23 protein-coding genes, 1 other RNA gene and 1 pseudogene are annotated in these 26,282 nt (G+C 45.8%); 15 read left to right on the top strand and 10 right to left on the bottom strand.

All coding sequences use genetic code 11. The features are described from left to right. Positions 1-10: 10 nt before the first annotated feature. An RNA gene (gene rnpB / locus NFHSH190041_RS18245) (RNase P RNA component class A) lies at positions 11-374 on the top strand. Positions 375-754: 380 nt separating this feature from the next. On the opposite strand, the gene NFHSH190041_RS18240 is transcribed toward rnpB, so the two are convergent. Further along, positions 755-2,353 carry a hypothetical protein gene (locus tag NFHSH190041_RS18240; RefSeq protein WP_261923130.1) on the bottom strand — a complete coding sequence of 533 codons (1,599 nt, stop codon included), beginning with the start codon at positions 2,351-2,353 and terminating at the stop codon, positions 755-757. 591 nt (positions 2,354-2,944) lie between these two features. Between NFHSH190041_RS18240 and NFHSH190041_RS18235 the strand changes: the two genes are divergently transcribed. After that, positions 2,945-5,284 (top strand): YgiQ family radical SAM protein, encoded by a 2,340-nt coding sequence (locus NFHSH190041_RS18235; protein WP_261923129.1) that lies wholly within the window; start codon positions 2,945-2,947, stop codon positions 5,282-5,284. A 79-nt stretch (positions 5,285-5,363) separates the two neighbouring features. Here the strand turns inward: NFHSH190041_RS18235 and NFHSH190041_RS18230 are convergent, their stop codons facing one another. From NFHSH190041_RS18230 to arcA, 4 genes are all read right to left on the bottom strand, one after another. Next, positions 5,364-6,782 (bottom strand): basic amino acid/polyamine antiporter, encoded by a 1,419-nt coding sequence (locus NFHSH190041_RS18230; protein ID WP_261923128.1) that lies wholly within the window; start codon positions 6,780-6,782, stop codon positions 5,364-5,366. 102 nt (positions 6,783-6,884) lie between these two features. Continuing rightward, positions 6,885-7,889: an ornithine carbamoyltransferase gene (argF, locus tag NFHSH190041_RS18225; RefSeq protein WP_261923127.1), complete on the bottom strand. Its 1,005-nt coding sequence runs from the start codon at positions 7,887-7,889 to the stop codon at positions 6,885-6,887. 39 nt (positions 7,890-7,928) lie between these two features. After that, on the bottom strand, positions 7,929-8,840 hold the full coding sequence (gene arcC, locus NFHSH190041_RS18220) for a carbamate kinase (RefSeq protein ID WP_261923126.1): 912 nt from the start codon (positions 8,838-8,840) through the stop codon (positions 7,929-7,931). A 61-nt stretch (positions 8,841-8,901) separates the two neighbouring features. Beyond that, positions 8,902-10,122 carry an arginine deiminase gene (arcA, locus tag NFHSH190041_RS18215; protein ID WP_261923125.1) on the bottom strand — a complete coding sequence of 407 codons (1,221 nt, stop codon included), beginning with the start codon at positions 10,120-10,122 and terminating at the stop codon, positions 8,902-8,904. Between the two features lie 638 nt (positions 10,123-10,760). Here arcA and NFHSH190041_RS18210 point away from each other — a divergent pair. From NFHSH190041_RS18210 to NFHSH190041_RS18195, 4 genes and pseudogenes are all read left to right on the top strand, one after another. Next, positions 10,761-12,215: a YfcC family protein gene (locus NFHSH190041_RS18210; protein ID WP_261923124.1), complete on the top strand. Its 1,455-nt coding sequence runs from the start codon at positions 10,761-10,763 to the stop codon at positions 12,213-12,215. Positions 12,216-12,274: 59 nt separating this feature from the next. Further along, the gene (locus NFHSH190041_RS18205; protein ID WP_261923123.1) at positions 12,275-12,769 is read left to right on the top strand and encodes a hypothetical protein; all 495 of its coding nucleotides are present in this window, start codon (positions 12,275-12,277) and stop codon (positions 12,767-12,769) included. Positions 12,770-12,876: 107 nt separating this feature from the next. After that, positions 12,877-13,827 (top strand): IS30 family transposase, encoded by a 951-nt coding sequence (locus tag NFHSH190041_RS18200; protein WP_261921717.1) that lies wholly within the window; start codon positions 12,877-12,879, stop codon positions 13,825-13,827. Positions 13,828-14,138: 311 nt separating this feature from the next. After that, positions 14,139-15,067: pseudogene (locus NFHSH190041_RS18195) on the top strand (IS5 family transposase). A gap of 88 nt (positions 15,068-15,155) precedes the next feature. Here NFHSH190041_RS18195 and NFHSH190041_RS18190 read toward each other — a convergent pair. The 3 genes from NFHSH190041_RS18190 to NFHSH190041_RS18180 all read right to left on the bottom strand — a co-directional run bounded on the left by NFHSH190041_RS18190 (position 15,156) and on the right by NFHSH190041_RS18180 (position 16,987). After that, on the bottom strand, positions 15,156-16,037 hold the full coding sequence (locus NFHSH190041_RS18190) for a hypothetical protein (protein ID WP_261923122.1): 882 nt from the start codon (positions 16,035-16,037) through the stop codon (positions 15,156-15,158). Between the two features lie 97 nt (positions 16,038-16,134). Next, positions 16,135-16,539 carry a nitrous oxide-stimulated promoter family protein gene (locus tag NFHSH190041_RS18185; protein ID WP_261923121.1) on the bottom strand — a complete coding sequence of 135 codons (405 nt, stop codon included), beginning with the start codon at positions 16,537-16,539 and terminating at the stop codon, positions 16,135-16,137. A gap of 88 nt (positions 16,540-16,627) precedes the next feature. Further along, positions 16,628-16,987: a DsrE/DsrF/TusD sulfur relay family protein gene (locus NFHSH190041_RS18180; RefSeq protein ID WP_261923120.1), complete on the bottom strand. Its 360-nt coding sequence runs from the start codon at positions 16,985-16,987 to the stop codon at positions 16,628-16,630. Between the two features lie 284 nt (positions 16,988-17,271). Here NFHSH190041_RS18180 and NFHSH190041_RS18175 point away from each other — a divergent pair, with 284 nt between their 5' ends. From NFHSH190041_RS18175 to NFHSH190041_RS18140, 8 genes are all read left to right on the top strand, one after another. Continuing rightward, complete coding sequence (locus NFHSH190041_RS18175) at positions 17,272-18,258, top strand: hypothetical protein (protein WP_261923119.1); 987 nt, start codon at positions 17,272-17,274, stop codon at positions 18,256-18,258. A gap of 356 nt (positions 18,259-18,614) precedes the next feature. Then, positions 18,615-18,902 carry a hypothetical protein gene (locus tag NFHSH190041_RS18170; protein ID WP_261923118.1) on the top strand — a complete coding sequence of 96 codons (288 nt, stop codon included), beginning with the start codon at positions 18,615-18,617 and terminating at the stop codon, positions 18,900-18,902. Positions 18,903-18,935: 33 nt separating this feature from the next. Beyond that, positions 18,936-20,399 carry a protein adenylyltransferase SelO gene (locus NFHSH190041_RS18165; RefSeq protein ID WP_261923117.1) on the top strand — a complete coding sequence of 488 codons (1,464 nt, stop codon included), beginning with the start codon at positions 18,936-18,938 and terminating at the stop codon, positions 20,397-20,399. A gap of 16 nt (positions 20,400-20,415) precedes the next feature. Next, positions 20,416-20,715, top strand: a complete 300-nt coding sequence (locus NFHSH190041_RS18160; RefSeq protein WP_261923116.1) for a DUF3630 family protein — start codon at positions 20,416-20,418, stop codon at positions 20,713-20,715. Beyond that, positions 20,712-21,722: a serine/threonine protein kinase gene (locus NFHSH190041_RS18155; RefSeq protein ID WP_261923115.1), complete on the top strand. Its 1,011-nt coding sequence runs from the start codon at positions 20,712-20,714 to the stop codon at positions 21,720-21,722. Before NFHSH190041_RS18160 ends, NFHSH190041_RS18155 begins: the two co-directional genes overlap by 4 nt. Before the next feature lie 234 nt (positions 21,723-21,956). Continuing rightward, on the top strand, positions 21,957-22,571 hold the full coding sequence (locus NFHSH190041_RS18150) for a thiol:disulfide interchange protein DsbA/DsbL (protein ID WP_261923114.1): 615 nt from the start codon (positions 21,957-21,959) through the stop codon (positions 22,569-22,571). Between the two features lie 119 nt (positions 22,572-22,690). Beyond that, a complete protein-coding gene (locus NFHSH190041_RS18145; protein ID WP_261923113.1) occupies positions 22,691-23,332 on the top strand; it encodes a thiol:disulfide interchange protein DsbA/DsbL in 642 nt (213 codons plus the stop codon). Between the two features lie 258 nt (positions 23,333-23,590). Beyond that, complete coding sequence (locus tag NFHSH190041_RS18140) at positions 23,591-23,803, top strand: DUF1107 domain-containing protein (protein WP_261923112.1); 213 nt, start codon at positions 23,591-23,593, stop codon at positions 23,801-23,803. Positions 23,804-23,899: 96 nt separating this feature from the next. On the opposite strand, the gene NFHSH190041_RS18135 is transcribed toward NFHSH190041_RS18140, so the two are convergent. After that, on the bottom strand, positions 23,900-24,124 hold the full coding sequence (locus NFHSH190041_RS18135) for a cell division protein ZapB (protein ID WP_261923111.1): 225 nt from the start codon (positions 24,122-24,124) through the stop codon (positions 23,900-23,902). A 235-nt stretch (positions 24,125-24,359) separates the two neighbouring features. Here NFHSH190041_RS18135 and NFHSH190041_RS18130 point away from each other — a divergent pair, with 235 nt between their 5' ends. Beyond that, entirely contained in the window at positions 24,360-25,835 is a 1,476-nt protein-coding gene (locus NFHSH190041_RS18130; protein ID WP_261923110.1) for a Na+/H+ antiporter NhaC family protein, read from the top strand. Between the two features lie 40 nt (positions 25,836-25,875). On the opposite strand, the gene NFHSH190041_RS18125 is transcribed toward NFHSH190041_RS18130, so the two are convergent. Further along, the gene (locus NFHSH190041_RS18125) at positions 25,876-26,178 is read right to left on the bottom strand and encodes a Rho-binding antiterminator (protein ID WP_261925175.1); all 303 of its coding nucleotides are present in this window, start codon (positions 26,176-26,178) and stop codon (positions 25,876-25,878) included. Positions 26,179-26,282 lie beyond the last annotated feature (104 nt).

Here is a 26,282-nt window from a genome sequence, read left to right as displayed (position 1 = left end):
TAATCGCTGCCGAGTTGGCCAGACAGTCGCTGCGCTCGTAAGAGCGGGGAGGAAAGTCCGGGCTCCATAGAGCAGGGTGCCAGGTAACGCCTGGGCGGCGTGAGCCGACGACCAGTGCAACAGAGAGTAGACCGCCTGCCTTCGGGCCGGTAAGGGTGAAAGGGTGCGGTAAGAGCGCACCGCGCGGCTGGTAACAGTTCGTGGCACGGTAAACTCCACCCGGAGCAAGATCAAATAGGGTTCCACGGCTTATTTCGGTAAGCTAATGCGCGGCTCGCGTTGGAACCGGGTAGATCGCTCGAGCCTGTGAGCAATTGCAGGCCTAGATGAATGACTGTCCAAGACAAGACCCGGCTTATCGGCCAACTCACTAAATTTTGAGAAAACCGCATTCCGAAAGGAATGCGGTTTTTTTGTTTTTAACCCTAGCGGAATAATGATGTAGACATAATAAAACCGCCAGAAGGCGGCTTTATTATGTCCGAGATAGTGGGAAAATGCCGGACGGAAAAGGCCGCGGGATATCAAGCTCTAGTAAGCGGCATCTCAACACTGTGATCCCCGATTCAGCCGTGCATAGAACAGCTGTTCCCGGAGGTCCAGTGGGCTGAGGTGTCGCTCCATCATGGAGGGGTTGTATTCTGCGCCCTAACACCAACATAGCGAATTTTTTGCGCTATGTCTCACAATTTTGCAACATTATAATTAATCGCTATGTCAAATTCGGCTTTATATGATGTATGCATATCAGGGGTCAAAAGCGATTTCTTACCTCAAACCGCCACTCCCAATTATCCAGTCCTGGGCCTTTATTCAGCGGTACACTAAGGTCAATATGGGCAACATTGCCATAACTTGACCGAGATGAATAAATACGCGCGCCAATCCCGATACTGCCAATAGCTCCTTTGATGACGTTAGTGTCGGCGTTGTCACCAAACGCCCGGCCGATATCAGCAAATACAGCCCAACCCAGCTCAGCCAATTGATACAGGTTGATATTGGGGTAATTGCGCACTTCACCTGTCAGCTGCCACTGTTGATCGCCTTGCTGATAGCCATCCGGATAACCGCGGATCCCTGTGCTGTCGCCAAGTGAAAAAGGCTGATCCAAATAGTTATTTTTACTGCTAGCTAACTGTAGTCGCTGGTACAGGGTCCACTTTGGGGTGAGTTGATAAAATAGCTCAGAGCTAAGATCGAGCCGGTAAAAATTTTTCTGCTGGGTATTAAGTACAGATTTTCCCGCCAGACTGAGTAAGAGGATCAGGTTGTCATCATGATAGCCCCGACTGGAGTACCATTGCAGGTGATAGCCAGGGCTATGGTGAATATCCCGGGTTTCCACTCCTAATTGAACGTAGTGTTGCCAACCTAGATTAAAGTCCTCGTTGTAATTGATGAGATGAACATTGTTGAGCACCTTAAAATCATCTTCGATATATTCCCAAGCTAACCAAGGGTAGAGAAAGCGACGATCCTGCGGTAGTGTGCTATTAGGTACCTGATTATTACGGCTAAACAGATGCTGATCCTGAGTTATCCCAGTGATTAAGCGTTGAATGCTATCCGTCTCAGTGTGATGCAGCCAGCCATAGCTGGCATTAATAAACTGGGAGCGATGGCGAAAGCTGTCAGTTTCCTCACCATTTTGGCGTAGGGTATCAATGCGGTTGTTATCGGCATATTCAATCCGGTACTTTCGTTTACCATCCAGGGTGTAAAAGGGTTTATCAAATGCCAATTGATGAGCCTGACCATCATCATTGTCTTGAATTTCCGCCTGTAATCTGGCGTGGTGGACCCATTTTAATGGGGTATCAAATGCCAATTTATAGCCAGTGCGGTCAGCATTGGATTGGTATTTCAGCCGGGTGCGTATGCCTTTACCCAGCAGATTGTCTTCTTTGATGCCAAATGAAAAGCGGTTGTTGCCACCACTGCGACCAATACTCAAGGTCGGTAACAACGACCAGTTATCCCACGTTTTGACTTCAATGGTGGCATCTTGGTGGGCAGTATTACCTGCTGCATCTGGCAATATTTGGATTTGGCTGTCACGCAGGTAAGGTTGGGCTCTAAGAATCCGCTGAGCCTCTGCCAATGTGTGCTGATTGACCTGATCGCCGGGTGCAAAGCTGAGTTTATCTAAAATGGTACTTTCTTGCGTGTTGATATGCAGAAAGTTCGCCCAGCGGTGCAGGAAAAAAGCATCGGGATCATCTTCATCAAAAATGGGATGATTGATGATCTTAATCGTACCCACAGTCACAGACGTTGTTGCTGTATCTTTGGTTGATTGGGGCGTTGCATAGCTGGCAGCGCTAAACAGGCTACTAAGCCACAGCAGCATGTGGCACCTTGATAAGCGTGTACCCGATAGGTTTTTTGGCTGGAGCGGATGCATCATTGATGTGCGTCCTCCCTGGAATCTTACTGCGTCAGCGTCCCGCAGCCGTCAGAGGTGAGTTCCACCTGTCATGCTTGCCCAGCAGTAAATGTCGTGGGCTCAGGCACAAAAAACAGCGTTACAAATTAATAACACATGTTTTATGTTGTAAACCATTTAGTATGGTCATTAGCTGGTTTTTGGGCGGTCTAAAACGCAAAGTTTGCCAAGATAATCGTTCTGATACATGTCATTTTTCAGTATAGATAAATACTGTCATGCTCATTTACTTTTGCTATCACACCTTATTTGGTTTTTTGCCACAGATTACGCCAAAGTGTTTAGGACTTAGTTTAGGGGATGAGCGAATCGCTCGCTATGAGTGATTTCACCATCGCGATGGGCTATTTATAACGGATAGAGAACGGGCGTCTGGCAACAGCATCGGTGGATTTTTATTCGCGCCGACAGGCGGCAACTGGTATACTCCGCCCCCTTTAAATGCCGGATTTTGTCATGATTCCGGCGTGATTTGCTTTCATCAGGTGTAGCGTTATGCAGGTAGAGTCGACTTTATTTACCTATCCCAAATATTGGGCGGAGTGCTATGGCCATGCGCCATTTCTGCCGATGTCCAGAAAGGAAATGGATAAGCTTGGCTGGGACAGCTGCGACATCATTATTGTGACTGGCGATGCCTATGTGGATCACCCGAGTTTCGGCATGGCCGTTATTGGTCGATTGCTAGAGGCCCAAGGTTTCCGAGTGGGAATTATTGCTCAGCCAGATTGGTCCAGTAAGGCTGATTTTATGCAGCTGGGCAAGCCGAATCTGTTTTTCGGCGTGACGGCTGGCAATATGGACTCAATGATCAACCGCTACACAGCTGATCGCAAATTACGGCATGACGATGCCTACACCCCGAATAATGAAGGCGGTAAGCGGCCGGATCGGGCTGTTACTGTATACACTCAACGCTGTAAGGAAGCTTATAAAGAGGTGCCTGTGGTGTTGGGGGGCATTGAGGCGAGTCTTCGCCGTTTGGCTCACTATGATTACTGGTCAGATAAAGTTCGCCGCAGTGTGATTTTTGATGCTAAAGCCGACATGCTGATTTACGGCAATGCTGAACGTCCGCTGGTAGAAGTGGCCCACAGATTAGCTGCCGGTGAGCCCGTGGCTAATCTGCAGGATGTCCGGGGCACGGCTGTGATTGTGAAACAACCGTTACCGCTGTGGCGCGGGATGGATTCTCGCAAACTGGATCAGTTGCATAAAATCGAGCCTATTCCCAATCCTTATGGCGCCGATGATGTTGGCTGTCAGAATCTGTCTGGGCCTACGGATAACAAGATTTTTGATAACGACGCGCCTAAAGCTATTACGGTACAACCGCCCAAACCCAAGCCGTGGAAAAAATCCTATGTGATGTTGCCGGGGTTTGAAAAAGTCTCCCAGGATAGATATCTCTATGCCCATGCTTCCCGGGTGATGCATCAGGAAACTAACCCAGGTTGTGCCCGGGCGCTGTACCAAAGTCATGGCGATCGGGCGGTGTGGGTTAACCCGCCAGCCTATCCGCTCAACACAGATGAAATGGATGCTGTCTTTGATTTGCCCTATCAGCGGATCCCCCATCCTGTTTACGGTAAGGCCAAGATCCCTGCCTATGACATGATCAAAACTTCGATCAATATTATGCGGGGCTGTTTCGGGGGCTGCTCTTTTTGCTCGATTACAGAGCATGAGGGCCGCATTATTCAGAGCCGATCCCAAGAATCTATTTTGCGGGAAATCCGTGAGATCCAAGAAAAAGTGCCCGGTTTTACCGGGGTGATTTCAGATCTGGGTGGTCCGACGGCCAATATGTACCGCCTGGGTTGTAGCAGTGAAAAAGCTGAGCAGACCTGCCGCCGATTGTCCTGTGTGTATCCCGGGATCTGTGGGCATCTAAATACAGATCATCAGCATGTGATTGACTTGTACCGCGCCGCAAGGGATATGCCGGGGATCAAGAAGGTGCTGATCGCTTCAGGGGTGCGTTACGATCTGGCGATTGAAGATCCCCGTTATGTACGGGAGCTGGCCAAATACCATGTGGGTGGCTATCTGAAAATTGCTCCTGAGCATACCGAGGAAGGGCCGCTGTCAAAAATGCTCAAGCCAGGCATGGGCACCTACTACCGTTTTAAAGAGTTGTTTGATCAATACTCTAAAGAAGCCGGTAAGCAACAGTATTTGATCCCCTACTTCATCTCGGCCCACCCGGGGACGGAAGATGAAGACATGGTGAATTTAGCGCTGTGGTTAAAAGCGAATAAATTCAAATTGGATCAGGTGCAAAACTTTTATCCATCACCAATGGCTAATGCCACAGCGATTTATCATACCGAGCTTAACTCGCTGAAAAATATCAAACATGACAGCGAGCCTGTGCCTGTGCCGAAAAAAGGCCGGCAGCGCCGGTTGCATAAAGCCTTGCTGCGTTACCATGATCCGGCCTCTTGGCTGATTATCCGTGAGGCCTTGCAGGCGATGGGTAAAAGCTATCTGATCGGTAATGGACCTGACTGCCTAGTCCCGGCTGAAGGGCGCAATGAAGGTCGGCATGGCAATAAGGGCTGGCAGAATAAAACTAACGGGAATCAAGGCTCTCGCCCCAGTGTTGCTAAAGCGGGCAAGGGGCAACAGGCCGCGACTCGATTTAGTGATAACCAGCATGATGCGCGCAAACCGGCGACAAAAAATAAAGTCTCACAGGGTGGAAAATCACAACCGACAAGTAAAGGTAAGGGGGGCGGGAAGGGCAGTCCAAGACCCGGAGCTAAACCTGTGTTTGGTACTAAGCCACAAGAGGCCGGAAAATCTAAAGCCAAAGCGCGCCAATCAAAATAATGGTGTGGTATTGACTACTAGTGTGTTAAATCGCTAGTTGATAAACCAAAGCCGGTGCAATCGTCACCGGCTTTATTCGTTATTGATATGAAGTCGATAGCCCAATAATGCCCAGTGCTATAAGTATAAAAATAATAATTCTATTCTTTCCATAAAACCATTTATCTGCATATTCATATTTAGTGTAGATAAAAAATATAATTCCTGGTAAATAAAGTAAGCAGGCTACGAATAAATTATGAATTCCTGCAGCATATAATAACCAAATTCCATATATTGTACCGATACTCCCAATAAATATTGTTGTTTTACTTTTGGTGTTTAATCCAACTTTCACTGCAAACGCAGCAACTAATAAATAAGGTACTAGCACCATAACAGATGCAATATTTAATAAATTATTATAAGTGCCACCAAAGAATATTATTAGAATAAGAGTTATCTGAACAAATAAAGTCGAGATTATCAAACTATATTTAGATGTTCCATTTTTATTTACTTTAGCAAATATTTTTGGAAACATTTTTTCTTTTGCTGCTATATATGGAGACTCTACAGTTAATAATGTCCAGCTTAAATATGCCCCTAACACAGAAATGAGTAAACCAACCCCAATAATAACCAGCCCTACTGGACCTAATATATGTTCTAATATTTTTGCAGTTGAAGGATTTTGCATGTTTGCTAACTCTGGGGTACTAATGACTCCCATCGATAACAAACTAATTAGTACATAAATAGATAAAGTAGTCAATAATCCTAGAATAGTTGCAATACCTACTGCTTTTTGATTTTTAGCTCGCCCAGAAACAATGACAGCACCTTCGATACCAATAAATACCCATACAGTAAATAACATAGTATCTTTAACCTGCTCCATTAAAGATTTTCCTGTATGTGAATGTACACCGGTTAAATCTAGAGTGAAGGTATTAGCTTTAAAAGCGATTAAGGTTGCAACAATAAAAATCCCTATGGGGATCAGTTTGGCGATAGTAGTAATGATATTAATAACTGATGCAGTTTTAATCCCTTTTAACAGTAAAAAATGAATAATCCATACATATACGGAGGCCAGAGTAATGGATAACAGATTATTTCCTTCACCAAAAATAATATGGTGGCTGGTATCAAAAAAAAGTCCCAGCGTACTGAATATAATCACTAAATAAGACACGTTGGCGATCACGGCGCAAAGCCAGTATCCCCACGCTGAAAAAAAACCGATTAGATCACCAAATCCTTCTTTAGCATAACCAAATACACCAGTATTGATTTCAGGTTTGGTGATACATAAGCGTTGAAATGTCAGCGCCAGAAAAATCATACCAAAGCCTGTGATAATCCAACCAATGATAACGGCTAAGGGACTCGCCGCTGAGGCCATATTTTGCGGTAGACTGAAAACACCTGCACCAATTATGGAACCAATTACCAAAGCGGTTAACGATCCTAAACCCAGTTTATTATTTATTGGTGATCTTGTTTTTGTTTTCATAAATAGCTTCTCTTCCAACTGGCGATTTTTGAAAAAACGAGTTGGTAGTAACACTATCAACTCGTTTAATAAATTTAAAAATAAATCTTGAATCGCCAGAAGTTATTGGCCCAGAGTAGCAACCATAACAGCTTTAATACTGTGCATTCTATTTTCTGCTTCATCAAAGACGATGGAGTACTCGGATTCAAATACATCCTCAGTTACTTCCAGACCTTTCATGCCATATTTTTCAGCAACTTCTTTACCCACGGTAGTTTCATCGTTGTGGAAAGCTGGCAGACAGTGCAGGAATTTAACATCTGGATTGCCGGTTGCCTTAATTACATCCATATTAACCTGATATGGTGTCATTAGTTTAACCCGCTCATCCCATGCATCTTTGGACTCACCCATGGATACCCATACGTCAGTGTACAGGAAGTCACAACCCTGAACACCTTCCTGAACATTTTCAGTCATGGTGATTTTAGCACCGGTTTGAGTGGCAATTTCACGGCATTGGGCAACCAGTGCTTCTTCAGGCCAAAAAGCTTTTGGGGCAACCAGACGGATATCCATCCCCATTTTGGCAGCACCCACCATCAGAGAGTTACCCATGTTGTTGCGGGCGTCACCCAGATAGGCAAACTTGATCTCACGCAATTGTTTACCCTGAGCGTATTCCTGCATAGTCATAAAGTCAGCCAGAATCTGAGTTGGGTGGAATTCATTGGTCAGACCGTTCCAGACTGGAACACCGGCAAATTCGCCCAGCTCTTCAACGATATCCTGAGCAAAGCCACGGTATTCAATACCATCATAGAAACGGCCCAGTACTCGAGCGGTATCTTTCATAGACTCTTTGTGACCGATTTGTGAGCCTGAAGCACCGATATAGGTTACTTTGGCGCCCTGATCGAATGCAGCCACTTCAAATGCACAACGAGTACGGGTAGAGGTTTTTTCAAAGATTAAAGCAATATTTTTACCTGTGAGCTTAGGCTGTTCGGTACCGTTATATTTTGCTTTTTTCAGATCAGCAGCCATATCCAACAGAAATTGGATTTCACGTGGAGTAAAGTCAAGCAGTTTTAAAAAATTACGGTTACGTAGATTAAAAGCCATGATTTGTTCCTTTTAAATTCATTTAATATTATTAGTAAATTAATCTGCTACGATATTCGTGCCTGCCAATCCTTTCAGGATTTGCAAACCATCATGTAAAGCACCAATACCAACCAGTTCACCTCCCTGTTTAATAAATTCACAGGAAGCCTGAATTTTTGGCCCCATAGAGCCAGCATCAAATTCAATTTTTTCCAGTTGAGATGGTGTGGTATTTGTTAAGGCTGTTTGCTTACTGGTTCCCCAGTGCAGGTAAACCGCATCAGCATCAGTCAGGATCAGTAACGCATCAGCATGGATTTGGCGAGCGAGGTATGCTGATGACATATCTTTATCAATCACAGCTTCTACCCCTGTAATGGTTTTATGTTCACATTTGACGGGAATACCACCGCCCCCGGTACAAATCACCAGATGATTTTTAGCAATAAGAGATTCGATGGTTTCTTTTTCCACAATACCAACGGGTTGTGGGCTGGGTACCACACGGCGGAAATGTTTGCCGTCGGGTTTGACAATCCAGTGATATTTTTCAGCCAGCTCACGGGCTTCAGCTTCTTCATACACAGGGCCAATGGGCTTGGTTGGGTCAGTAAAGGCTGGGTCCTGTGGATCGACTTTCATCTGGGTTAATACACAGGATACTTCCTGATGTGGCAGCAGATTTTTCAGTTCCTGCATTAGCATATAGCCGATCATGCCCTGGGTTTCGGCGCCCAGTACATCCAGTGGGTAAGGATTTACTTTTTTATATTCCAGCCCCTGTAGTGCAAGCAGGCCGACCTGAGGGCCATTACCATGAACCAGTACCACATTGTATTCTTCAGCAATTTGAGCAATGGTTTTGGCGGCAATTTTGACATTCTGTCTTTGGGTTTCCGCTTCCAATGGTTCGCCCCGACGTAGCAGAGCATTTCCACCCAAAGCAACAACAACGGTTTTTCTTGACATAAAATATCCCTTTTTTTGACCCGGTATATGTCATACCGGGCAATAAAGATCATACTGATAGCTAGATATCATCACGTTGAATTGGACAGCTCATACAGCGGGCACCACCACGGCCACGGCCTAATTCATCCCCTGGAATTGGCAGGACAGTGATACCGGCTTTGTCATATTTTTCATTGGTATAAGTATTACGCTCATAACCAACAACCACCCCAGGACGGACTGTTAGCACGTTATTGGCGTCATTCCACTGTTCACGTTCTGCTTCAAATTCGTCACCGCCTGTGGTGATCAGATTCAGTTGAGGCACACCCAGCGCACGTTCTATTGCAGTAATAAAACTGTTTTCCTGTTTAGCCTGAATTGCACCTGTTTCTGAGCCTGTTAGTGTCCAGCATTTGATATCATTGCGAATGACGTCGGGATAGACGGAGAAAGTGTCTTCAGCCATATGAGTCATCACTGTATCTAAGTGCATACAGGAACGCAGTTTTGGCAGCTCCATAGCTATCACTTGTTTTGCTTGTCCGTGTTTGAACAGACTGGACGCCAGATGCTCAACCCCCTGTGGCGTGGTACGTTCTGACATACCAATCAGCACTGCACCCCGGCCGATAACGAGTACGTCACCGCCTTCAATAGTGGAGTGGTCATAGATTTCGTCTTTATCACCGTAGTATTTGATGAAATCTGCTTGAGCAAACATTGGATGCCATTTATAAATGGCACGAAGATGGTTTGTTTCACGACGACGGGCTGCTTTTGCCATCGGGTTAATGGATACGCCACCATATACCCAACAAGAAGTGTCGCGGGTGAATAGATGATTCGGAAGTGGCTTAATGATAAAATCGGTTGGTTTATGCATTGCCCGGATCATGGAAGAGGAGGGTAACGGCATTTCGGAATAAGCGAGACCACCAAGTAAAATTTCAGCTAATTCGTTATTTGAAAGATCACCGAGATAGCAACGCAAATCATTTGCAAAAGTCAGACCAAATCGATAGTTAGAGACTTGTTGGTTTAACAGCCAATCTTTAGCTTCAGGTACAGCTAAAGTTTCAGTTAATAAATCTTTAAGTAAAAAAACTTCAACACCGTTATCTCGCAACAGATTGGAAAATACATCATGTTCTTTTCCTGCTTCTGCTACATTCAATACGTCATCAAATAATAAATCTTGGCAATTAGATGGTGTTAAATGTTCTAAATCTCTGCCTGGTCGATGTAGAATAACTTTACGTAATTGTCCAATTTCAGAACCAACATGAAAATCTTTCATAGATCCTCTCTCGTATGAATCTAGTAGTAGGTTAATATAGAGTTAGATTGTTATTGAGATCGATTTTTAATTTACTTAAGTTAAAAATATATTTATCTCTATCAGTTATATTTTTGCTCATATTAGTATTGATTATCTTAAAGCTGGTTAGTCAAATAAAAATCAGTTCTCAATATAAAAGCAAAGTGACATAACTACTAATAAATTTAAATATATCAATAAATATAAATAAATTATATTTGAATCAGTTTGTTTCAATGCTGGTTAAATATTACCAATGGTTGGTTTACTATCTTTGAACAAGATCACATAAAAGTTATTAATTATCTACTGGTGGAATATATGTGATTTATTGCTCAAATCATATTATTTTATGACATAAAAAATGGATAATTATGCATATAACCATAACTAGATTGTGGTTGCATATATAAATTTATTTTTAATTTATTGAGTATTAAATTTAAAATATTTTCCTTGTTAGGAATCTTGAAACGTGATTAATGACAAAGATTATACAGAATTAGATAGTTAATCTTTTTTACGTTGATATATATTTTGTTTAGGTTATATACGTTGTAAACAACTGATTATTGATATTGAATACTTCTTTATAAATTGAATTTTGAGGGGTTTGTATGACATCTGTGGCTAATCCAAAAGGCAGAGAAGGAGCGAAAAAAGGATTTTTTTCTAATCTTAAATTTCCTTCTGCACATACCATTTTGTTTTTATTGATTATCATCATTGCAGCACTAACCTGGATTATTCCAGCAGGTCAATATGACAGGCAAATGAATGAGGTTCTTGGTAAAGAAGTTCCTGTTGCTGGTACATATCATCATGTAGACGCTAATCCACAAGGATGGATGGATGTATTATTTGCTCCTATTGATGGATTTTATAACCATGAGACATATGAAGCGGGGGCTATTGATGTTTGCTTGTTTATCTTAATCATTGGCGGATTTTTAGGGACTGTTACTAAAACTGGGGCTATTGATGCAGGTATTGAACGAGTTATTGTTCGTTTAAAAGGTAGAGAAGAGTTGATGATCCCTATTCTGATGGGGTTGTTTTCTGCAGGAGGAACGATTTATGGTATGGCCGAAGAGTCTCTGCCATTTTATTCTATTCTTGTACCTATTATGATTGCGGCTAGATTTGACCCTGTGGTTGCTGTTGCTACTGTTATGCTTGGAGCGGGTATTGGTACTCTAGGTTCAACTATTAACCCATTTGCTACAGTGATCGCATCCAATGCTGCAGGTATTCCATTATCAGACGGGATAGGATTACGTGTTGCAATTTTGGTTGTTGCATGGTTGATTAGCGTAGCTTTTGTGATGCGCTATGCTAAGAAAATTCGCGCCGATAAAACAAAATCGATTGTTTATGATCAATATGAAGAAAATAAAGCCCATTTTTTAGGCCAAAAAAGTGGCGAAGTATTGGAGTTTACTGCTACCCGTAAAGCTGTTTTGTGGGTATTTTTGATTTCATTTGCAGTAATGATTTATGGTGTTGCTGCTGAAGGGTGGTGGATGGCTGAGATTTCAGCTATGTTTTTAGCATCTTCAATTATTATTTGTTTTGTTGCTCGTATGAGTGAGCAAGAATTTACAGGAACTTTTATTGATGGAGCCCGAGATTTACTTGGTGTTGCATTGATTATTGGTATTGCTCGCGGCATTGTTGTCATCATGGATAAAGGGATGATCACCGATTCCATCCTACATTCAGCAGAGCAGGCCGTCAGTGGACTTTCATCAATAGTCTTTATTAATGTGATGTATTGGATTGAAGTTGCTCTTTCCTTTTTAGTTCCCTCTTCATCAGGATTGGCAGTTTTATCTATGCCAATTATGGCTCCTCTTGCTGATTTCTCTGGAGTTGGCCGCGATCTAGTTGTTACCGCATTTCAGTCTGCTTCTGGTGTAGTGAATCTTATGACCCCAACCTCAGCTGTTGTGATGGGGGGGTTGGCTATTGGTCGTGTTTCTTATATACGTTGGTTAAAGTGGGTAGCGCCTTTATTGGCAATTATCACGATTGTTAATATGGTAATGCTTTCAATAGGTGCTTTGTTATAAGTATAAAAGAATATTTTTCTAATATTTATTAGCTATAAATTTGTCATAGGAAAATATTTATGCTTTTAGATTATAATAGAGTGCAGCAAAACCAGTATGAAAAAAATTTGATTGATGCTTGTTTATTTTTATTAGAAAATGAAAATGTTTCTAGTCACATTCAATTAAGAAGTTTGTTAATAGGAATGGGATTTGACAATATTAATATTGTTAAGCTATCAAATCTATTATCTAACATTGGTATTGCAAAATGTAAAAATGCAGCAGGTGATAAATTTTATAAAAAAATTTTTGATGACTCTGTCTTTTCGTTTAATTATCTATTAATTGATTATATAAAAGATATCAGCCACAACGATCACTGTATTATTGTAAAGACTAAAGATGGATTTAGTAAATCAATTGAGCAGCTCATTAATTTTAATTGTAAAGATTTTATATTGTCTTGTATTGCTGGTTTTAATTCAATTATGGTTATGCCTGCAAAACATCTCACAGCTTTACAGTGTGAACAAGAATTAATAGAATTTATAAATAAATATAAAAATGCTTGATGCTTGAATTCAGATAATAAGTGCACCACTCATGGTTAAACGGTAAGAAGAGATCAACTGCCTGTAGGTGGTACTCTATCGTCGCCAAACAAATAGAAGTCATTACCATGAGTTACAAGCAGTTGATCGAAGGGCAACGATACCAGATCGAAGCCTACCTACGCGAGGGCTTCAGCTATCGAGCAATCGGCAAACGCTTAAAAGTGAGCCACAGCACGGTGAGTAGAGAGGTTCGTCGTAACCGTATTCGTGACAATCATTATTTGCCTGAAGTTGCACAGGCCAAGACAGTTAAGCGCCGCTGCCAGGCTGCCAAAAATCGAGTGTCTGTAACGACCGTCACTTTCGTTGAGTTCGGACTGAAGCAAAAGTGGAGTCCAGAACAAATCGCGGGCGTAGGTCAACTTATCGGTTACCCTGTCAGTCATGCATGGATTTATGGCTTTGTTCAGCAGGACAAGCAGCGTGGCGGAAAGCTCTATAAAGCGCTGAGACGCGGTCATCGTAAATACCGCAAAGGCTGTCGTGCGAAACGGGTTATCATTCCAAATCGCATAGGTATTGAACACCGGCCGGCAGTTGTCGACGAAAAAGCACGATTAGGTGATTGGGAAGCCGATACGGTGTTGGGAAAACAAGGCACTGGCGCTATAGTCAGTTTGGTTGAACGCAAAAGCAAACTGTATCTAATCCGTAAAGTGCCCGCCAAAAGCGCAGCCGATGTGAGCCGAGCCATGATAGGCATGCTTTGGCGGTATCGCAGTCACGTTCACACTATCACAGCGGACAATGGCAGCGAGTTCTGTGACCATCAAAAGGTTGCACAAGCACTGAAGGTAGATATCTATTTCGCCAACCCATACTCATCATGGGAACGTGGGTTGAATGAGAATTTCAATGGTCTGTTGCGGCAGTATATCCGCAAGGGAACTGATTTACGCACGGTAACGGATAAGCAAATTGCTGACATCGAACGAGCACTTAACTCACGTCCGAGAAAGTGCCTTGGTTTCAAACAGCCTGCTGTAGTATTCGATGAATTACGAAAAGCAGCTTAATGAAGCGAGTGGTGCACTTCGGGGTTGAATGCGCGTGTTAAACCCTTAACAATCCAATTTTGGATGTTAGGGGTTTATTTTTTTTGAGTTGATCTGTAAGGATTAGCTGTCTTAGTTAAAGACATATTGAAACTATATAAGATGTTTAAGTTTATGTATTAAGATCACTAACAGATCGTGTCGGTTTCCAGTTTTTCCTCAAAATAGATTGATAACTGAGACAACGTTGATGGGGCGTTGTTGCCTAAATCTGCGGAACCTTTTTGGTCCTCCATGATCTGATCATGCAGTGTAGGTTTACGGACTGTGTCATAGGTAAGTCGAAACGCAATATCACCAATTAGAGGCAATACAATCAGGCATTTGTCAATCGTGGCTCGGTCACTTTTTAGTTGGACGAGACGGCGATTAACGCTTGGCATTGTACCCAGCATCATGGTGGTCGCGGTAGAGGCTTTCAATTCAGCGATACCGCCATTGAAACGGCCTTGATGCTCAAAGAGATTTTTAAGCTGTCTTTGCGTGCGACAGAAGGCTTTATCAATTCCCTGTTTCAACTGATGAAGATATCGTTAATTCCCCCCCAATTACAGTTGTATCAGTAAACGCGCCAAGACTGTTGACATTAAGTACCGCAATCCCGCTAGAGGTACAGTTGCGCATGTTGTTGTCGATGTTACGGGTCTCAAAGTGTATGGTGAAGGTGAATGGAAAATGCATAAGCATGACAAAGAAAAACGCCAGATTTGGCGTAAGCTTCATTTGGTAATCGATGCTACTACACACGACATCATAGGTGCTCAAGTAAGTCTCGAAAATGTGGCAGATAATGAAGTGCTTTTAGCATTGCTAAATCCACTCAGATGAAGGGTTAGACAAGTCTCTGCTGACGGGGCTTACGATACCAAGACTTGTCACAAGCTATTGCGACAAAAGCAGGCGAAGCCGACAATTCCACCCCGCTCAAATGCTGGATATTGGGAACGAGGGCACCCTAGAAATGAAGCCGTAGATGCGCTTAAAGCTGGAGAGTTGAAGCAATGGAAATTGATGAATCATTACCATAAATTACCATAAGCGTTCCCTATCTGAGACTGCTATGTATCGCTACAAACAGCTCATTAGTGCCAAATTGAGTCTGCGTGACTACAATGCACAAGTGAGGGAAGCATTGGCTGGCGTTAAAGTATTAAACAAGGTCATAAGACTTGGTATACCTATTCGCCAGCTAATCTCGTAAAGCGGCTGAAAACCCTAGGGCATTAGTATTTAAGCAAATGATTTGATCATTATTGCCTCTTTTAGATGTACCCGGGAAAATCGGCGCTTTACCGTGGTATTTGATTTGAATCATCCTGTCCCATTGCCGCCGGCGCCTTGGGGACATCCGTCACTAACTCAGTAGCCATTGGCGTGACAGCTGGAGGCTCACTCAGCACCTGCTGCAGAAAATCCAGCTCTTCTTGCTCTAACACTTGCTCAACAGACTGGGATTGGCGTTTCATTGCGGCGGTTTGCCATCCATGCTGATAGGCCAGTTCGTTAGTTTGGATCAGGCCATAAACGGCCAGACCATAAATACTGAGTAGCAGGCCAAGTTCCGGGGTTAGCTGCAATATTGGCGGTACCATTATCGCCAGCAGTGCGGGTAATACGGTTAAAAATGTATATAGCAGCAGGTTACCTGTGGCGGTTAGTAGCAAGGCCCATTGCCAACGGCGCGAAATTTTAAGACTAGCGTTAGTGGTTGGATGATGGCGTCGTAACGACCAAGCTAATACCAGCAAATATCCGCTGCTTTGTAGGATAAAACCAAGCATAAGAACATGGGCTTGTTCTGACGGACCGAGCCGGAGCTGACTCCCACAAAAAATCAGTCCGCTGGGGAGAAAATGCCATATCTGCAGGCGTTGCCAACCTTGCCCCTGGAGCTGTCGGCAATAGAGATACAATAAAGGGGCAAACAGATAGGCACTTCCCTGAAGGACTGCCAATAGCGCTTGGTTATGTTGCTCAGGCGCAATTCCTTCCAGTAATTGACTGAAAAAAAACAGTGTCACGAGTCCCAGTAAGGCCGACAGCAGCTTAGCTTGAGTATGATTGTGGTAACGCACTTTGCGCAGCAACCAAAGCAGTAGCAAACAGTGGCTGCCACCGATCAGGGCTAGCCAGGTTTCGGCGTTGCGCAGCATCAGGCTGAGATCATTCATAACTCAATTTACTTCCAGTGACAGCTGTGAGGAATATCAGCCACCGGCGCTAGTCAGGTGGCCGGATAAAAATTGCCAAGACTGGGATATTAACAAATTATTGATGTTGGTCAGAATCACTTTGCGGTTTAGCTTGTCGCAGATGGCGATTAGATTGTGCTTTGGGTGGTAAGCCCGGGGCTGGACGACGTTCATGCCAAAGGTGCTTTATTGCCAACAATGGGTGATGCAATAGCATTCGTGGGCCGGCAAAGCGCATGATCGTTTTGGCTTGGGCTTTTTCTGCTGGTTTGTAACAGTGAACCGGACAGCGGTTACAGGTAGGTTTTGCTGTGCCATAAGGGCAGCGATCTAGTCGCATTCTGACATAGTGCAAAAATTGTTGGCATTCATCACAGGGGCTGTTTTTGCCGTGATGTTTGCGGCAATACAGGTTCACCATGGCGGCAATAGTTTGGTATTCCTGCTCTAGACCGCCAGAGAGAGGGATTTTGTCAGCCATATACTACTCCTTTGAAAAATAAATCTATTTTAGAAGCTGCTTACATAGCTGACAAAAGGTGTGTGTCAAAATTTGAACTGACGCAGCCTTAAATATGGATAACTTTATCGGCAGCCAGAGTCCATTGCGTTAACTGTGTCAAGGTGCCAATTTCAGCGCCTTCAACTAACATTTCGGCCTTCACGCCCCGGGCTTCACAGCAGGTTTTGCACAGGGAAACAGGAACTTGTTGGGCAGTAAGAATTTCCAGCATCTGTTGCAGGTTATAACTTAAATCTGGGGTGCTTTGATGTTTGATTGCGCCAAACACCGCATCGGACATCAAGAACAGCTTGAGTGAGACTGGCGTTTCTTCCTGCTCCTGCAGTGACAGGGCGATACGCATAGCATTAAAGAATTTTTCGCTGCCGTAGGGGGTAGCGTGAGCCACAATTAAGATATTTTGCATGGTTGCGTCCTTTTGGGCGTGTGGGCAGTCCCGGGTGGAAAACCGCACCCGGTGGACAAGGCAGGGATTGTACCAAGTTTTACTGCCGATGGATGCGTGATTAACAAAATGTCCCAGCAGTTGGCATGATTGCTGTTTGAGCGATTAACCTAATTTGAGGTAAGGTAATCAAACGCTTCCGTAAGTACCATAAAATGATATGCGACAGGGGAAAGCGCGGGAGGTTCAGGGATGAAGGCAGAACGGAATCATCCGTTTTCACCGCAGATAGGGGAAATAATATAATGAAGCTGTTGGCAATTATAATTTTATTGGCACTGGGGATATTTCTCTATTTGCGCGCTAAGCGTCTGGCAGAGCATGAATTGCAGCAAAGTCGACATGAGGCGGAGCGCAATGCCAAGCAGATCCTCGATGAAGCTGGTGGAGAGCCTTTAGCGCCACCCAGCATGTCTCAAGCGACAGATACACCGACAGCATCAGAATCTGAAGCGACTAAGCTGGACGCTGATAATAGCCGTTTTGCCCCTCCTGAATCGTCGTCCTCATCAGTGCCAACCGAGCATACGTCAATACCTCAGTCTGATACTTTGTCTGACAATACTGCGGTGTCGGCATCTAACGACACCTCGCAGGAGCTTTGCGCTGTATCGGATACTAACAGCCAAGATGACGCTGCTGACGAGGTGGTTGATACGGTAGCATCTGAGTCGACATCCATTGATTCTGAACCTGCTACGCGTGAGCCTGATATGGCGCAAGTTGCTGATACTGAGTCAGTAACAGCAGATTTAGTCAAGACTCAAGCCTGTGAAAATCAAGCCGCGTCACCAGACGCTGACAAGCCGACTCTTGCGATAAGTGCCATGGAAATACCGGATTGGGCTGATAAATCCATGGTGACAGTTTTGTCTGCTTATTATGCCGCAGACGATACAGAGGATGCAGCGCCGCAAGATATAGAGGGCGCATTTAAGACACTGCTGGCGGTGATTGACCAGTGTTACCGCCACCGTAAACAGCATGATTATCTCGAATTTGGCGCAGCGCGTCTGCCCCGTTTTCGGCAGCTGATCCAAGCGGGAGCCAACCCCCTCAACGGACATGGACATATGCAGCTCAGCACCTTATTAAGTGATCGAGGGGATTTTGATAATGCACTAGCATTGTGTGATGACGCTTTGGCATTGGGACTTGATGATGGCACAGTCACCGGATTTACCGGGCGTAAAACCCGGATCGCCAGAGCCAAAAACAAAGCTGGCGGGTAAAATATGGCGCCAGTCAGACGGTGGTGATTGGTGATGAAGCGGTGCCTGACAGCCCGCTTTTTTTGTACCTTAGGTTGAATATCTAGGAGCTGTTGAGCTTTCAAGTTTGTTTTTGCAGCGATTTGAGGATGCTTTATACAAGGCCGAGGCTTTGATCGGTAGTGCGCTACCTGATACGCAGTAGAAAGGCGTCTCAAACGCTGCCCGCAGGGTTCGGCTAAAAGCGTTTTACGTTTTGTTGAGCGGTTCTTGCTTAGCATAACTAGGCAGCAAACCACTCGCCGCGATTAACACGCTTTTATCTCGAATGAAATTTAATCACGAAAGGTCAACAGACCCTAGGGATTGGAGTCGACATGAAATACTGGGTTATTGCGCTGGGCGCACTGTTGTTGGGTGGCTGCATTGAGCCTGCAAATTGGAGTCTGATCTATGTGCCATCGGCTAAACAAGCAGATGGGCCATTGTCGCTACATCAATTTAAGATGAGTGATATCAGTGGTTATTACCATACGTTGGAACAATGCCAATTAAAGGGCAAGGGGATGATTACCTTGAATGATGATCAGGGTGACTATCTGTGTGGATTGCACTGTCGTACCGATGATGCCGGACTGTTGGTTTGTCAGCAGAGTCAGCGTTAAGAGTCAGTGGCTAAACATAAAAGGAATTACTAGATGCAGTGGATGCAGTCATTTTGTCAGCAGTTACCGCAATTGTGCCGCCCGGTCACGCCAGCCGGGCTGACACATCCCCACTGGGTGCTGTGGAGCAACGATTGCGCCGCGATGCTTGAAATGGGCCCACCAGATAAGGACTGGCTCGCGGTCTTTTCCGGTAACGTTCGACTGCCTGAAGCGCACTATTATGCTCAGGCTTATGCCGGACATCAGTTCGGTGGTTATACCCCAACGTTAGGGGATGGTCGGGCTATTTTGTTAGGGGAGTTAACTGATCATCAGGCGCGGCCTTGGGATGTGGCGCTTAAAGGCGCTGGCCGAACCCCATTTTCTCGCCATGGTGATGGTCGGGCAGTGCTGCGCTCTACTATCCGGGAATTTCTGGGCAGTGAAGCTTTGCATCATTTAGGGATCCCCACCACCCGGGCATTAGCCGTTATTGGTTCTGATACTCCCGTGCAGCGAGAAACGCTGGAGTCCGGGGCTATCTGTGTCCGGCTCGCACGCAGTCATATTCGTTTCGGTCACTTTGAATATCTGACTCATACTGCGCGGGATCTTACCGGGTTAACCCAGCTGGTGGACTTTACGATTGCCCGTTATTTTCCCCAACATCAAGGTAATTATGCTGGCTGGTTTGCACACGTTGTGCAGTTAACCGCGCGGATGATTGCCCATTGGCAAGCTGCCGGCTTTATTCATGGCGTGTTGAATACCGACAATATGTCGATTCTGGGGGATACATTGGATTTTGGCCCCTTTGCCTTTATGGATAGCTACCGTCCGGCAGCCGTGGCCAATCTTTCTGATCATGAAGGGCGCTACCGTTTTGAGCATCAGCCCGGGATTGGCTTGTGGAATTTGCAGCGCTTGGCTGATGCCTTGGCGCCATTGATCCCGGAAGCAGATTTGCAAGATGGCTTGGCCGGTTATCAGGCTGCGCTGGAGCAACATTATCTGATGTTGATGCGGCAGCGATTAGGGTTGCTGCCGCTTGTTACTTCAGGCGATTCATCGGCAGCGGATGCAAAAGATATGGTGTTGATTGGCGCGCTATTGCAACATTTAGCGCGTTTCGGGCTGGATTATCATCTTAGCCTGCGTGGTTGTTGTCAGGTTCGTGGCGCTGATTTATCCGCTTTGGAGCAAGTCTTAGCGCCAACCCCTGAGCAACGCACCCCGGAGCTGCAGCATTGGCTTGGCATGTATCGTCAGCGGCTAAGTGGTATCACAGATATTGCTCAGTGGCAGCGGGACAGGAAACGGGCAAATCCGATTTATCTGCTGCGTAATTACCTCGCGCAGCAAGCGATTTCGGCGGCAGAGCAAGGCGATATGACACCTGTGCAGCAACTATATCAACTGCTGCGTCACCCGTTTGACGAACAGCCCCAGATGGCGCAGTATGCCCGCCGCCCCCCGGCGTGGGGCGAGGAGCTGTATTGCTCCTGCAGCAGTTGAGGTTGAGGGAGTATTCATGCCTATTCATACCACAGGGCTTAGTCGTGAGCATTTGAGTCTGCAGATTGATGCTGATACCGATTTTGACCATTTTGATGGTTTTGCCACAGCCCTAGCCGCCATGCTGGACTGCCGGGTGGTGGAGCGGCAGTGGGGGGCCGACCGGCATCAATGGTTATTGGATTTTGAAGGCAGCCGGGTATGGCTGCATTATGAGTTTTATGGCGATATCTGCTGGCTGAGTGTGGAGCATGACAGCGAGTTTGAGATATTGCAGTTTTTACACCGCCTGCTGCCTGCAGGCGACTGTGCATGAGTATTGATATGAATCAAATTGCCTTAGCGGTGGACTACCACGGCTTAACTCCGGATGTGATTTTAACCGCGATTGAAAGCTTGCAGATTTATCCGGAAACCGGGTTACTGGCACTGAACAGTTATGAGAACCGGGTATATCAGTTTCGCTGTGACCGCGGTCAGCGTTATGTGGTGAAATTTTACCGGCCCGGTCGTTGGACGGATGTCCAGATCCTCGAGGAACACAGCTTTACCCAAGCATTGGCGGAGGCAGAAGTCCCCGTTGCGGCGCCGGTAGTTGTCGATGGTACCACGCTGCATTTTTACCAAGGCTATCGTTTTGCCCTGTTTCCATCTATCGGTGGCCGCCAGTTTGAAGTGGATAACCTGACCCATCTGGAACAGGTGGGACGTTTTATTGGCCGTATTCATCAATTGGCTGGCAGCGCTTCATTTCAGCACAGGATCACTATGAGCCCGGCGTTATGGGGACGGGATGCTATTGCGCAGTTGCGTCAATCCGACCATGTTCCCCAAGGGCTGCAGCCGGCATTTTTTCAGGCAGCAGATGCCTTAATCGCCAGAGTTGAACAGTGTTGGCCCGCCGACGGTGGACAGCTTATTCGCTTACACGGTGACTTGCACCCGGGTAATATCCTCTGGACACCCGATGGCCCTGGATTTGTCGATCTGGATGATGCCTGTATGGGGCCTGCGGTGCAGGATATTTGGATGATGCTGTCAGGGGAGCGAACTAATCAATTGCTGCAGCTGGATATTTTGCTCGAAGGCTATGAAGAATTTTGCGATTTTGATACCCGACAATTGGCGCTGATAGAACCCCTGCGCGCCATGCGAATGCTGCATCATTGTGGCTGGATCAGCCGCCGTTGGGAAGACCCGGCATTTCCTATGTATTTCCCTTGGTTTGCCGAGCAGGGATACTGGCAACAGCAGACGGCTGCCTTTGTTGAGCAATTACAGTTATTAGATGAGCCGCCCTTAACGCTGAGCCCGATGTATTAAAACTGATACATTTTTTGACATAACCTATCATCAGCAGCCATTTCCTCACGCTATTGAGACATGTCATAATTTATTTCCCGTCATAGGGATACAGGTATTGTCCGCTTGAGTGGGGAACTCTTTGCCCTGTTAACAATCAAAGCTGCAGTGCAGAGTGCTCTGCATAAGAATATGAATCTGCTCCGAGATAAGTCCGCGGCCGGGTGGCTGCAGGACAGAAAAAAGGGAAAACTGATGAAGAAAATATTATTGATGGTAGCCGCCCTGCTGATGGTTCCGGCGCTGGCCAATGCAACGCAATTTAAAGAGGGTGTGCACTATAAGGTGATTAACGACGGCCCGGGCAGTGCCAAGCCGGAAATCACTGAGTTTTTCTCTTTCTACTGTGGTCACTGTTATAACTTTTCCAGAACAGTGGTACCTCAGATTGAGCGCACTCTGCCTAAAGGGGTGACATTCGATCAAGAGCATGTTGAATTTATCGGTGGCCCTATGGGCGAAGAGATGACCCGTGCTTTCGCCATTGCGGAGCAGCTGGGTGTGACCAAGAAAATTGAGCCAGCGCTGTTTGCTGCTATTCATGAAAAGCGTCAGCAGTTCACCAGTCGTGATGATATCCGTAAGTTGTTTATTGCTAACGGGGTATCAGGCAAAGAATTCGATCAGGCGGCTAACTCATTTGTGGTGAACTCACAAATTGCGAAGATGCGCCGTGATACTGAAAACGCCGGAATTCAAGGTGTGCCTTCTTTGGTGGTTAATGGCAAATATCTGGTCCTGACTGATCACATCAAAACCTACCAGGATATGCTGGATATCGCTTACTACTTGGCGCAGAAAAAGCCATAAGCTGATAATCATTGAAAGAGGCACCTGAGGGTGCCTTTTTTATGTCTGCTGGTCGGCGTACCGCTTTGGCTAAATTGGTAGTACAATTGCGCCGATCTCACATTGGAGGTGATATAAAAATGAATGGATTCAAACCTTTTTTTATCAGGCTGGCTCTGTTGCTGGTCTTATTGCCTGTGTTACCAGCCTCGGCGACAGTCTTCAAAGAGGGAGTGCACTACAGTCGCATCAGCGATACTCCTTCCCCTACACCTCAGGTGACAGAATATTTCTCCTTCTTATGTGGTAACTGTTACCGCTTTTATCTCAATTCTTTACCGAAATTAAAACGCGCTCTGCCAGCGAATACCACGTTACACCAGAACCACGTCAGCTCACTGGGTGGGGAGCGGGGAGCGTTGTTGTCTAAAGCTTTCGTTATCGCTGAGCGTTTAGGGGTTAGTGGTCGTATAGAGCAAGAATTATTTAATGCTATCCATGAACAGCAACGCCGTTTTGTGTCACTGGCCGATATCCGGGCGTTATTTGTGGTTAATGGTATTTCCCCTGCAGAATTTGACGCTGTGGCCGATGATTTTGTGGTGCGGGTACAAATGGCGGCAATGGCGCGGGAGATGCGTAAAGCTGGCATTACTGGTGTGCCGGCACTGGTGGTAAATGGCCAGTATCGTATTAACAATAATGCTATCGGCTCTTATAGCGAAATGATTGAGTTAGCACAATTTTTGCTGAATAAATCAGCGGTAACAAAAGCAAGTTAGCACCTGATTTAAGTAGATGAATCAACCATGAGCTAGTTGGTCGGAATGGTAGGTTTACAATAATTTACTATCTGTAACTTAAACCAACTGGCATTTTGATGGTCAAAACACTGTAATTATATGCGTAACAGTAGTTTGACTGACAGTGGCTGGATGTTGCGCCAGCAAATTGCGCACAGTCTGAGACAATAAAATGTGCCGGTGTCAGCCGTGGGAACGGGTTGACAGCTTGTACTGGACAGAGAAAAAGGAGGTCAAGTGAGAGTATTTCCGGTATATGCCCCTAAACTGATCGTAAAACATGCCCGCATTTTTTTCACTGGGGTGGTGTGGGTCAAGAATTTGGGTCGTCTGGAGTTTGAAAAGGGTAAATTTTTATTGCCGAAGAAGAGCTTGCCCCAGATCCGGGAGGCCGTGCTTGAATTGAATCAGCTGATCGAACAGCAAACCCAGGCGGCAAACAGTATTTAGCAGAAACATGCTGCCCACACGGCAGCAGTGATCATCGGCCTCAATAGCAATTGTTATTGAGGCCGTTTTTATCTGGCACAACACCAGATAATGCGATTAGGCTACTTCGTTGTTCAGCAGACCAACCAAACCGGTGACTTTTTCGTTCCAGTTGTGCAGTTCCTGTTGCAGCTGCTCACTCTTACGTTTTTCGTCTTCTAGTTGCTGTTGCAGTTCAACAGCTTTTTGCTTTTCTTCTTCCAACTCCATTTTCTGAAGTTCGATGGTTTCCAATGCGGCCTGGATTTTAGTTTCCAGTTTTGACAGTAATTCAAAGCTCATGGGATGTCCCTACCTAATGCAAAGGGTTCACTATAAGTCTGTGATTCTAGCAGTGACATACAGCTTAGGAATAGGTGAATAACCCAATTGCACAAAAAATATTCATCAAATCGGCATTCTGTATGCTTTTGGGCCTGATTATGGGTAAGCTGCGGTAATCATTGACAGTACTTGATTGAAAATCGGTGTTTTTTCAAGCTGGCTGTCAGTTGCAGATTAAAGAGAGAAGACCCGGATGGATGCTGTATGGCTGGCATTTTTACCCTTGTTACTGACATTAGCGCTGGCGTTATTTTTGCGTCGGACATTGTTGGCGTTGGGGGCGGGTATTGTCGCCGGTGCCCTGTTATTGTCCGATTTTCATCCCGAGGCAACATTAGATTATCTTGGTCGCATTGCGCTACAACAGGTTTACCGTAATGACCAATGGCAGTTGTGGCATCTGAATGTGCTTGTTGCCATGGTGCTGTTGGGGATGATGACCCAGTTATTTGCGCGCGGTGGGGCTGTAGTAGCCTTTGGCGATTGGTTATACCGGCGGATCCATACTCGGCGACAAGCTAGGCTCGGTGTGGTGCTGTTAGGTTGGCTGGTGTTTATTGATGGTATCTTCAGTTGTCTGGCGGTGGGACATGTGTGCCAACCCTTAGCTGAGCGGTATCGTATTCGCCGTGAGCAACTCGCCTACTTTGTTGATTCCAACGCTTCGCCATTATGTTCCTTGCTGCCATTTTCCAGCTGGGGGCCTTATTTGATCGCCTTGCTTGCCGGCATCAGTTTTTTACCTGTTACGCCATTAACCGCATTTATGGATATGGCACAGATGAACTTTTACGCCATCGCGACTTTGGCCATTTCGCTATTTGTGGCCTGGAGCGGGGTCGGCTTTGGCGCGGCCTTGCCGGAAGTGGATTTACGTCAACATGATGATCCCGGTACCCCTTGGCTGCTGTTATTGCCGATGCTCACCTTGTTGATTGCTTCGGTATTATTGACGCTGTGGTCCGGGGTTGAGCATAGTCAACAGCCAGGTATTATGGCTTGGCTTGCGGCGGCAGATATTGGCGCTGCTATGCGCAATGCCGCACTATTGGCTGTGGCGGTAGCCATAATGCTGTTAGCGCGACAGGGGCGGCCGGTGCGAGCATTAGCGCTGGACCTGCTGCATGGGGTCAAAACCATGGGGCTCGCTATTGGCATTTTGCTCTGTACCTGGATGATTGGAGCTGTGATTAGGGACTTAAAAGTGGCATCCATGCTGGCAGGGTGGGCGGATCTGTATCTTAGCCCCCATGTGCTGGTGGGGGGAATGTTTTTGCTTTGCGCCATGATGGCATTTGCCACCGGCTCCAGCTGGGGCACCTTTGCCATTATGATCCCTATTGCCGCGGAAGTGGCCGCTCAGGTAGACCCAGCTTTATTGTTGCCGACCTTAAGTGCCGTGCTGGCAGGCTCAGTATTTGGCGATCACTGCTCACCGATTTCTGATACCAGTGTCCTCAGTGCCACCGCCAGTGGTTGCGAGCCCCGGACCCATGTTTTGACTCAAATTCCATTTGCTCTGATCGCCGCAACGGCAACCTTGGTAGGTTTTCAACTGCTAAATCTCGGCCTCGGGTATATCTGGTGTTTGCTGTTGGTGTTTGCGGTGGCAGCCGGCCTATTATGGCTCACCCAGTTTCATGACCGGCGGCAACCGGAGCAGGCTTGAGTGATTAAGTGCTAAGCCGAACTAGGGGCGAAGGACTTGATTACTCTGCCAGGCCACCATTTGGAAAGCAGGCGTTATGATGCCCAGCGATTTCAACCCGGCCAAATTCAGCCCCGGGATCTGTCGGCGTTATTGCGACAACGGTATCAAGTCTGAAGCTTTGTTGACCGGCATCAGTTTCAACTAATAGCCATTCGGTTTTGTCTTTGCGGGTTTGGGTATCTCTTGCCCGGCCAGTCAGTGTGCTGCCATCACTTAGTTCAAGCTGTAAGTGATAGTGGCGCAGACAGGCTAATTCCAGATAGTCATAACGGGCACAGGCAATGGCTTGATAAGAAGGCATCATTCACACTCCAACGGGTATTTGTTTCTATCATACTCCAGCTGACACTGTTTGCGCCGACCAATAAAAAAGACCTGCGTTGGCAGGTCTTTGACCCATGGCAA

Origin of the sequence: Shewanella sp. NFH-SH190041 (assembly GCF_024363255.1) — a bacterium.
Lineage (GTDB): Bacteria > Pseudomonadota > Gammaproteobacteria > Enterobacterales > Shewanellaceae > Shewanella.
Note: the sequence above shows the minus strand (reverse complement) of the source record. Positions and strands in the feature narration are given on the sequence as shown.